The 9,241-nt window shown below is 67.1% G+C and carries 12 protein-coding genes; 3 read left to right on the top strand and 9 right to left on the bottom strand.

The features are described from left to right. The first annotated feature begins 2 nt into the window (after positions 1 to 2). Genes accB through aat form a run of 3 tightly spaced genes read left to right on the top strand, consistent with a single transcriptional unit; the run spans position 3 to position 2,548 of the window. Entirely contained in the window at positions 3 to 497 is a 495-nt protein-coding gene (accB, locus tag HC022_RS13135; protein ID WP_089962995.1) for an acetyl-CoA carboxylase biotin carboxyl carrier protein, read from the top strand. Between the two features lie 10 nt (positions 498 to 507). Then, positions 508 to 1,863: an acetyl-CoA carboxylase biotin carboxylase subunit gene (gene accC / locus HC022_RS13130; protein WP_167452736.1), complete on the top strand. Its 1,356-nt coding sequence runs from the start codon at positions 508 to 510 to the stop codon at positions 1,861 to 1,863. 49 nt (positions 1,864 to 1,912) lie between these two features. Next, positions 1,913 to 2,548, top strand: coding sequence for a leucyl/phenylalanyl-tRNA--protein transferase (gene aat, locus HC022_RS13125; RefSeq protein ID WP_167452735.1), 636 nt, complete (start codon positions 1,913 to 1,915; stop codon positions 2,546 to 2,548). Here aat and HC022_RS13120 read toward each other — a convergent pair. The 9 genes from HC022_RS13120 to HC022_RS13080 form a co-directional block, all read right to left on the bottom strand. Then, entirely contained in the window at positions 2,512 to 2,871 is a 360-nt protein-coding gene (locus HC022_RS13120) for a DUF2155 domain-containing protein (protein ID WP_008884503.1), read from the bottom strand. The two genes, aat and HC022_RS13120, sit on opposite strands and share 37 nt — an antisense overlap. Beyond that, entirely contained in the window at positions 2,868 to 3,314 is a 447-nt protein-coding gene (gene mlaD / locus HC022_RS13115; RefSeq protein WP_167452734.1) for an outer membrane lipid asymmetry maintenance protein MlaD, read from the bottom strand. The genes HC022_RS13120 and mlaD overlap by 4 nt, the downstream gene beginning before the upstream one ends. Positions 3,315 to 3,318: 4 nt before the next feature. Next, a complete protein-coding gene (locus HC022_RS13110) occupies positions 3,319 to 3,702 on the bottom strand; it encodes an NADH:ubiquinone oxidoreductase subunit NDUFA12 (protein WP_167452733.1) in 384 nt (127 codons plus the stop codon). Between the two features lie 85 nt (positions 3,703 to 3,787). Next, entirely contained in the window at positions 3,788 to 4,153 is a 366-nt protein-coding gene (locus HC022_RS13105; RefSeq protein WP_008884747.1) for a RidA family protein, read from the bottom strand. A 63-nt stretch (positions 4,154 to 4,216) separates the two neighbouring features. Further along, positions 4,217 to 5,482: an ATP-dependent Clp protease ATP-binding subunit ClpX gene (clpX, locus tag HC022_RS13100; RefSeq protein ID WP_089963004.1), complete on the bottom strand. Its 1,266-nt coding sequence runs from the start codon at positions 5,480 to 5,482 to the stop codon at positions 4,217 to 4,219. 152 nt (positions 5,483 to 5,634) lie between these two features. After that, complete coding sequence (locus HC022_RS13095; protein WP_008885278.1) at positions 5,635 to 6,267, bottom strand: ATP-dependent Clp protease proteolytic subunit; 633 nt, start codon at positions 6,265 to 6,267, stop codon at positions 5,635 to 5,637. A 108-nt stretch (positions 6,268 to 6,375) separates the two neighbouring features. After that, a complete protein-coding gene (locus tag HC022_RS13090) occupies positions 6,376 to 7,296 on the bottom strand; it encodes a cation diffusion facilitator family transporter (RefSeq protein ID WP_167452732.1) in 921 nt (306 codons plus the stop codon). A 141-nt stretch (positions 7,297 to 7,437) separates the two neighbouring features. Then, entirely contained in the window at positions 7,438 to 8,040 is a 603-nt protein-coding gene (locus HC022_RS13085) for a hypothetical protein (RefSeq protein ID WP_167452731.1), read from the bottom strand. A gap of 51 nt (positions 8,041 to 8,091) precedes the next feature. Further along, positions 8,092 to 8,667, bottom strand: a complete 576-nt coding sequence (locus tag HC022_RS13080) for a hypothetical protein (RefSeq protein WP_167452730.1) — start codon at positions 8,665 to 8,667, stop codon at positions 8,092 to 8,094. Positions 8,668 to 9,241 lie beyond the last annotated feature (574 nt).

Here is a 9,241-nt window from a genome sequence, read left to right as displayed (position 1 = left end):
GCATGAGCAAAGACACCCACGAAGCCGACGTGGCCTTCATCAAGGCCCTGGCCGAGCTGCTCCGGGATAACGACCTGACCGAGCTTCAAGTCAAGCGGGACTACGGCGAGGATGACAGCCTCAACGTCCGCGTGAGCCGCGTCCAGCCGCAGGCCGCACCCGCCCCGGCGCAATACGCGGTCCCGGCAGCGCCCATGGCAGCAGCCCCCGCAGCCGCCCCGGCCCCGGCCGCAGAAGCCGCCCCCGAGGACCCCGCAGCGCATCCAGGCGCCGTGACCTCGCCGATGGTCGGCACGGTCTACATGCAGCCGGAACCCGGCGCACCGTCGTTCATCGCGGTCGGACAGCAGGTGCGCGAGGGCGACACGCTGGTGATCGTCGAGGCGATGAAGACCATGAACCACATCCCCGCACCGCGCGCTGGCACCGTGAAGCGCATCCTCGTCGAGGACGGCGCTCCAGTCGAATACGGCGCGCCGCTGGTCATCCTCGAGTAAGGGGCGGACCATGTTCGACAAGATCCTCATCGCCAACCGAGGCGAGATCGCGCTGCGCGTCATACGCGCCTGCCGCGAAATGGGCATCAGCACCGTGGCCGTTCATTCGACCGCAGATGCCGACGCCATGCACGTGCGCATGGCCGACGAGACCATCTGCATCGGCCCCGCGCCCTCGACCGACAGCTACCTGTCGCCGCTCGCCATCATCTCGGCCTGCGAAGTGACCGGCGCCCAGGCGATCCACCCGGGCTACGGTTTCCTCTCCGAGAACGCACGCTTCGTGCAGATGGTCGAGGACCACGACCTTACCTTCATCGGCCCCTCGGCCGAGCACATCCGCGTCATGGGCGACAAGATCACCGCCAAGGACACGATGAAGGCGCTCGGAGTGCCCTGCGTGCCCGGCTCTGACGGCGGCGTTCCCGACGTCGACTCGGCCAAGAAGATCGGCGCCGAATTCGGCTACCCGGTGATCATCAAGGCCACCGCCGGCGGCGGCGGTCGCGGCATGAAGGTCGCCACCAGCGAAGCCGAGATGGAGCGCGCCTTCCAGACCGCGCGGGCCGAAGCCAAGGCGGCCTTCGGCAACGACGAGGTCTACATCGAGAAGTACCTTCAGAAGCCGCGCCACATCGAGATCCAGGTCTTCGGCGACGGCAAGGGCAACGCGGTGCACCTCGGCGAGCGCGACTGCTCGCTGCAGCGCCGCCACCAGAAGGTCTTCGAAGAGGCTCCCGGCCCCTGCATCACCGAGGAAGAGCGCAACCGCATCGGTGCGACCTGCGCCAAGGCGGTCGCCGACCTGAAATACTCGGGCGCGGGCACCGTCGAGTTCCTCTACGAGGACGGTGAGTTCTACTTCATCGAGATGAACACCCGCCTGCAGGTGGAGCACCCGGTGACCGAGGCGATCTTCGGCGTGGACCTCGTGCGCGAACAGATCCGCGTGGCCGAGGGCTACCCGCTGTCGTTCACCCAGGAAGACCTGACCATCGACGGCCACGCCATCGAGGTCCGGATCAACGCCGAACGGCTGCCGAACTTCACCCCCTGCCCCGGCAAGATCACCCAGTATCACGCGCCGGGCGGACTTGGCGTGCGGATGGATTCCGCGCTCTATCAGGGCTACTCGATCCCGCCCTACTACGACAGCCTCATCGGCAAGCTGATCGTCAAGGGGCGCGACCGGAACGAGGCGCTGGCACGGCTCGACCGGGCCCTGGGCGAGCTGATCGTGGACGGGGTGGACACCACAATCCCGCTCTTCCACGCGCTGCTCGGGCAGGAAGACATCCTCGCGGGCAACTACAACATTCACTGGCTCGAGAAGTGGCTGGCAACGGACCCGTTCTCGGCCAAATGACAGGGGCGCACCGCGGATATACGCCGCGGGCGCTCACGGAGCGCCGGGGATGAGCATCACCCCGGGGCTCCTGCTTCAGGCCTATCGCTCGGGCATCTTCCCGATGGCCGAGCACCGCGACGACCCGGAGCTGTTCTGGGTCGATCCGCGGCGGCGGGGAATCCTGCCGATCCGGGGGCTGCACATCTCGCGCAGCATGGCCCGCAGACTTCGCCGCGACGACTACCGGATCACCGTCGACGCGGATTTCGCCGGTGTCATCGACGGCTGCGCCGACCGGCGCGAGACCTGGATTAACCAGGAGATCCGCGCCCTCTTCCTTGAACTGCACGAGCGCGGCCTTGCCCATTCGCTCGAGGTCTGGATGGACGACAAGCTTGCCGGCGGGATCTACGGGCTAGAGATCGGGGCGGCCTTCTGCGGTGAGTCTATGTTCTCGCGCCGCCGCGATGCGTCGAAGATCGCGCTGTGCTGGATGTTCGACCTGCTGCGCGAGGCCGGGTTCACGCTGTTCGACACCCAGTTCCTGACCGAGCATCTCGCGTCGATGGGCGGCATCGAGATCACCCGCACGGACTACCGCGCGCGGTTGCAGGATGCGTTGACGAGAACCGCGGATTTCAGCGGGACGCCGCTTGCGCGGTCAGGTCACGAGCTGGTGCAGCGCAACACCCAGACGTCGTAGCGCTGGTGATCCATGGCGTTGAGCGCCGGGGACGAGGCCACCATCCAGCCGCGGAACGCCGGGTCCGGGTGCCCGGCCTCGCGCACGGTAAGGAAGGCGAAGGCGTCGCCCGCCTGATTGCCGACCGGGTAGCGGCATTCGGCGAGGGAAATCTCGATACGCCCGAACTGCGCGGTCTGGCCGGTGCCGAGCTCGATGTCCGAGGCGCGCCCCGTGAGCTTGTCGAGCCCGCGCAGCACGGCGCCGGAGCCACTGCTGGTTGCCTCCTGCGCAGAAAGCGCCGTCGCCGAGAGGCAGAGGGAAAGCGCAAGTGCGCGGATCATTCGTTGCCCCCGGCCACGTATTTCAGCAGCAGCGAGATCAGGCTGACCGAGCCCTGCGTGTCGAGGATCTCGTCGCCGGCCTCGTAGTAGAACATCGAACCGCCGGGGCTGATCTCGACGAAATTGCCGCCCAGCAGCCCTTCGGACGAGATCACGATGGCGCTGTCGTCGGGGATCTGGACCCCGTCCTGAACGCTCAGCGCCATGTCGGCGCGGTAGGTCTCGGGGTTGAGCGAGATGCCGGTCACGGTGCCGACCTTCACGCCCGCGAGCCGCACGTCGCTGCCCGCCGTGATCCCCTCGAGAGAGCGGAAGCTGGCGGTGAGAGGGTAGCCGTGCTCGGTCAGGCTGAACCCGGTACTCGTCACGGCATAGGCGGCGAAAGCGATGGCCGCCGCCAGCACTGCGCCGCCGACCAGCACCTCTGTCGTGGAAGTCGTCATCAGGTTATTCCGGGCTCCAGGCCTCGTAGTCCGAGCGCGGCATCGGCTTGGGCTGGCGGATCGACCCGCGCGGCGCATAGGCCAGCGCCGTGCCGGTCAGGTTCTCGATATGGGGCTTCTCCCACGACTTGTGCGCCAGCGGCTTGTCCGTCGGCAGTTCGTCGTAGGTGTGGTGCAGCCAGCCGTGCCAGTCGGCGCTGACCCGGCTCGCCTCGATCTCGCCGTTGTAGATAACCCAGCGGCGGCTGCCGTCCTTGTTCTGGTAGAAGGTGTTGCCCTGCTCATCCTCGCCGACCCGATGGCCGTGGCGGCTGCTCCAGATCAGCGTGTTGAGCGTCGCACCGTTCCACCAGGTCACGGCCTTCAGGAGCGAGTTCAGAATGCCCATGGACGACTCCTCGAGTATCTTCCTGTTTCGCTTATGGCGAATTGCAGCCCCCGCGTCCAGCGCGGGGCACTGCAAAAGCCTGCGATTACGCGGCGGGAGCCAGCGTGGTGAGCTCAATCTCGATCCGGTATTTCGGGTCGATCAGGTTGCACTCGATCATCGTGCTGACCGGCGGGTTCGCCCCGAAGGTCTCGACGAGGATCGGCCAGCAGGGCTCGAACTCGGCCGCGTCTGGCAGGTAGTAGGTCACCCGCACCGCGTCGGCAAAGCTGGCGCCCGCCTCAGCCAGCGCCTTGCCGATCGTCTCGAGCGCCGAGCGGCACTGGTCCTCGACCGTGTCACCCTGCCCGACCGTGCCGGCGACATGCACGAAGCCGCCGGCGACGACGGCGCGGCAATAGCCGATCTTGGCCTCGAAGGGGCTGCCCGTGTGGATTCTCTTGATGGTCATGTGGTCCTCGCATGAAAAAGGCGGGGGACTGCCCCCGCCTCTCGAAATTCCCTGCGCCGGGGCTCAGCCCGCTGAGGCGCCTTCCTTCTTCTGGTCGGCGTAGATCATCAGCGGCTTGGCCTCCGAGGTCACGGCCTCTTCGTTCACCACCACCTCGGTCACGTCGTCCATGCCCGGCAGCTCGAACATGGTGTCGAGCAGGATGCCTTCGAGGATCGACCGCAGGCCACGAGCGCCGGTCTTGCGCTCGATGGCGCGCTTGGCGATGGCCGAGAGCGCGTCATCGGTGAAGCTGAGTTGCGTGTCCTCCATCTCGAAGAGGCGCTGGTACTGCTTCACCAGCGCGTTCTTCGGCTGGGTCAGAATCGTCACGAGCGCGTCCTCGTCGAGGTCCTCAAGCGTCGCGATGACCGGCAGACGGCCGACGAATTCCGGGATCAGGCCGAACTTCAGCAGATCCTCGGGCTCGAGATCCTTGAACACCTCGCCGGTGCCGCGCTCATCGGGCTCGCGCACATCGGCGCCGAAGCCCATGGCCGATCCCTTGCCGCGCTGCGCGATGATCCGGTCGAGACCGGCGAAGGCGCCACCGCAGATGAACAGGATGTTCGTGGTGTCCACCTGCAGGAATTCCTGCTGCGGATGCTTGCGGCCGCCTTGCGGGGGAACGCTCGCCACGGTGCCTTCCATCAGCTTCAGAAGCGCCTGCTGCACACCCTCTCCCGACACGTCGCGGGTGATCGAGGGGTTCTCGGACTTGCGGGTGATCTTGTCGACCTCGTCGATGTAGACGATGCCGCGCTGCGCCCGCTCGACGTTGTACTCGCTGGCCTGAAGCAGCTTCAGGATGATGTTCTCGACGTCCTCGCCGACATAGCCCGCCTCGGTCAAGGTCGTGGCGTCGGCCATGGTGAAGGGCACGTCGAGGATGCGCGCCAGCGTCTGCGCCAGCAGCGTCTTGCCGCAGCCGGTCGGGCCGATCAGCAGGATGTTCGACTTCGCAAGCTCGATGTCCGAGGACTTCTGCGAGTGGTTGAGCCGCTTGTAGTGGTTGTGCACCGCCACCGAGAGCACGCGCTTCGCCATCATCTGGCCGATCACGTAGTCGTCGAGCACATCGCAGATCTCACGCGGGGAGGGCACGCCCTCGGAAGACTTCAGGCCAGCGCCCTTGGTCTCTTCGCGGATGATATCCATGCAAAGCTCGACGCATTCGTCGCAAATGAAGACCGTCGGCCCGGCGATGAGTTTCCGCACCTCGTGCTGGCTCTTGCCGCAGAAGCTGCAATAGAGTGTGTTCTTGCTGTCGCCGCCGGAGTTCGTCGCCATGTCACACCTTTCGGGGCCTGTTTCTCTCTAGGCTGAACCGGAGTGCCAGCCAAAGGCCCATCGTCTTCGCCAATTCCGCAAAGCTTAGGGCACAGCCCTGCGCTCTACAATCCGAAAAACGCCCCGCCGCGCCGTGGCGGCGGGGCGCCTGATCACGATTTGCTCGCTTCCGCGGCACCGCGGCTTTCGACGATCTCGTCGATGAGGCCCCATTCCTTGGCATCCTCGGGCGACATGAAGTTGTCGCGCTCGAGCGCTGCTTCGACCTTTTCGAGGGTCTGGCCGGTGTGACGCACGTAGATTTCGTTGAGGCGGCGCTTCAGCTTCAGCGTCTCCTCGGCGTGAATCATGATGTCGGTGGCCTGGCCCTGGTAGCCGCCCGAGGGCTGGTGGACCATGATGCGGCTGTTGGGCAGCGAGAAGCGCATGCCCGCCTCGCCCGCGGTCAGCAGCAGCGACCCCATGGAGGCGGCCTGGCCGATCACCAGCGTCGAGATCTTGGGCTTGATGTACTGCATGGTGTCGTAGATCGAGAGCCCCGACGTCACAACGCCGCCCGGGCTGTTGATGTACATCGAGATTTCCTTGGCCGGGTTCTCGGCCTCGAGGTGCAGAAGCTGCGCCACGATGAGGCTCGACATGCCGTCGTGCACCGGCCCGGAGACGAAGATGATCCGCTCCTTCAGCAAGCGCGAGAAGATGTCGTAGGCACGTTCGCCGCGGCTGGTCTGCTCGACCACCATGGGAACGAGCGTGTTCATATAGGTGTCAAAGGGGTCTTTCATGTCGCCTGCCTGCTTTCGTCCTGAAATGCCTATCCTGTCGGTCTTAACAGATTCTTAGTATCGCCCCCCCGGGGCCGCAAGGGTCTGCCCGCGTTTTGGCATGTCGCCTCAGCCGTCGCCCCACTCTTGCGGGGTCGCGCAGGCGTGCCGCGCGCACTCCATCTCGAGCACCACCTGGTGGATCCCGAAGCGCGTTTCCATGCGCTCCTTCACGGCGCCCTTGATGGCGTCGGCCCGGGCCCAGGCGCCCTCGTCGACCACCAGATGGGCCTGCAGCGCGGCGCGGCGTTCATCGATCTGCCACAGGCGGGCCTTGTGCAGGCCGCCCACGCCCTCGATCTTGAGCACCTCGTCGATGACCTCGCGCGGCGCGAGGTCCGGCGGGCTGCCCAGCATGAGGATGCGGATGACGCTGCCGATCTCGGCGAAGGCCATCCACAGGATGTAGCCGGCGATGAGCAGCGTCACCGCGGGATCGACCCAGGTCCAGCCGAAGAGCAGGATCACCGTGCCCGCGACGATCACCGCGACCGAGCCCAGCGCGTCGGCGACGTTGTGCAGGAAGGCCGCGCGGATGTTGACGCTGTCCTTCGACATGCTCCAGGTCAGCAGCGCGGTGACGAGGTCGACGACCAGCGCGACGCCCGCGATGATGACCACGATCCAGCCGCGAACCGGCTCGGGCTCGAGGAAGCGCATCACCGCCTCGGCCACCAGGTAGACCCCGATCACGATGAGCGTGGTGTAATTGACGAGCGCCGCCACCACCTCGGCCCGGGCATAGCCGAAGGGCATCTCGGCGCTGGCCGGGCGCCGGGCGATGCGGCGGGCCACTGCCGCGATCACCAGCGAGATGGCGTCCGAGAAATTGTGCAGCGCATCCGCGATCATCGCGAGGCTGCCCGAGACGATGCCCCCCGCCACCTGCGCCACGGTGAGCAGCAGGTTGACCGCGATCGCCCCGATCAGGCGCCCGTCCCCTGCGGCCGGATCGACATGGTGGTGGTGATGGTGGTGATCGTGTGGCATCGGCTTGGGCTTTCGGGGCGACCTTCGGGGAACGGGCGCAGAGCGCGGCCCGCGCGGCGCGGCATCCGCAGATGCGGCGTGTCCGCCCAGAAAGTGCCGCCGGCCCTGGAAAGGTCAAGCCCAAGCGATGCCGCAGGCCGGTCACGGTGCGCCCGGCCGCACGGTGACCGAGAACGGTGCCCTCGCATACCACGGGCGCCGCCCGAAATGCCGGTCCCATGCCCGCTCGGTCCCGGTCTGCCAGCGCGCGCCGACGTCGTCGGACACCGGCCTCACCCGCATCTCCGCCTCGCCAAGGCAGGGGTCCAGCAGAAGCCCGGTCTGCAGCGGCTGCGCGGTGCCGGTGACCACGACGGCGCTGTGGTCGACGGGCATCATGTTGCGCATCGGCGAGGTGGCGAGATGGATGTCGAGCGTGCGAAAGCGCTCGGCCGCGAGCCGCCTCTGCAGGGCGAAGGCGCGGGTCTGGCAGGTCCGCGGGTTGGCGAAGGTCACCGAATTTCCGGTCGAGGTGAAACCCGGCGCGGGCAGCGGCACCAGCGCATCGCCCGCGACGGTGCTCCGGGTCGGGGGCCCGTAGATCAGGTCGGCGAGCCGCATCGCCTCGGCCCGGTCGACACCCGGCCCCAGCGCCGTGACGCCCGAGACCAGCGTATCGCGCCGCGACACTGTCGGGGCCTGCGCCGGCGGGGCGCAGGCAAGGAGGACGACGAGCAGAAGTAGGGCACCGATGGGGCTTCGCATGCGCAAGCCTCGCACATGGGCTCCCAACAGGCGGTTAACATGTGCCCCCGCTCAGCGGGCGGCCAAGGCGAGCCGGCGCAGCTGCTTTTCGCGCAGCACCTCGTTGCGCGGGCGCCAGTCGTGGCCCGTGTCCTCGGTCACCGGGGTCCAGTAGAGCACCCCGCCAAAGCGCCACGGGTCGAGGATGATCCCGGCCGAAAGCGGAGCGCCGGGCGGGGTGACGACGACGGTGCTGTGCTCGAACGGGTTAGCCGGGCGCACGGGCGATATGGCACGGCGGATCGCCAGCGTCCAGAACTCTTCCTGCAGGAGCCGCGTCTCCATGTCCTCGGCCCAGTGATAGCAGAGGCCGCGCGGCTTCTCGCCGCGATTGACTTTGATGTTGTGCACAAAGGGCGAGTCGGTGATCTCGTAGGCGCGGGCGAGCAGCAGCGGATGGTCGAAGGCCACGTCCGCGAGCCGCCGTGCCTCATCGGCATCGACGGCGGGGCTCATGGCGCGCAGGGCAAGCGCCAGCCCGGCACGCTGCGCATCGGTCGCGGGCGCCGGACCGCCGGGCGGGGGCGGCGTGCAGCCGATGGCGAGCCACAGGGCGAGAAGAAGGAGCGTTCGGACGAGACGTTGCATGGCAACGGGCCTACACGCCGCGTCTTTACGATTTCTTCAGACCTGTGAAGATTCCCTTACCCGCGCGCCGCCCACGGTTTGCTGAGAGGGAATGCCAATCACCACGCACTTCACACGCCGGAAACAGGACGGCTGACGTGCACCGCCCCGCGCCGGGTACCGTCAGAATGGACGGGCCGGACGCGGGGCGGGCACGATTGAACAGACTGGCCCCGGGGGCTCAGAGGCGGAAGACCACCGCCTTTGCAACCGGTGAACTGATGGGACCCGAGACCTCGCCCCGCGGCAACAGGCCGAAGGACGCGGCAAGGGCAATCAGCCCGGACAACCAGAGAACTCTTGAACGAAAGGTCATGGCTCAAATGCTCCGACAGGGTGCCGCCACGGGGACGGCGGCAAATGCAGGCGGGAAGCGACCGGTAAATGACGGTCTCCGCCGAAGTCTGGCGGTCCCAAGCCTATCCTGCCCGCGAAGGACCATGCGGCGCAATTGAGGTATTCCTGACCCTATAGGGGCCGGGAGACGCGGAAGGGCCGGCCACGGAACCCGTGTGCCGGCCGATGGTGTTTGCGA

The organism is Salipiger sp. HF18, assembly GCF_011806505.1.
Taxonomy (GTDB): domain Bacteria; phylum Pseudomonadota; class Alphaproteobacteria; order Rhodobacterales; family Rhodobacteraceae; genus Salipiger; species Salipiger thiooxidans.
The sequence above is the reverse complement of the archived record's forward strand: the minus strand, read 5'-3'. Positions and strand labels throughout refer to the sequence as shown.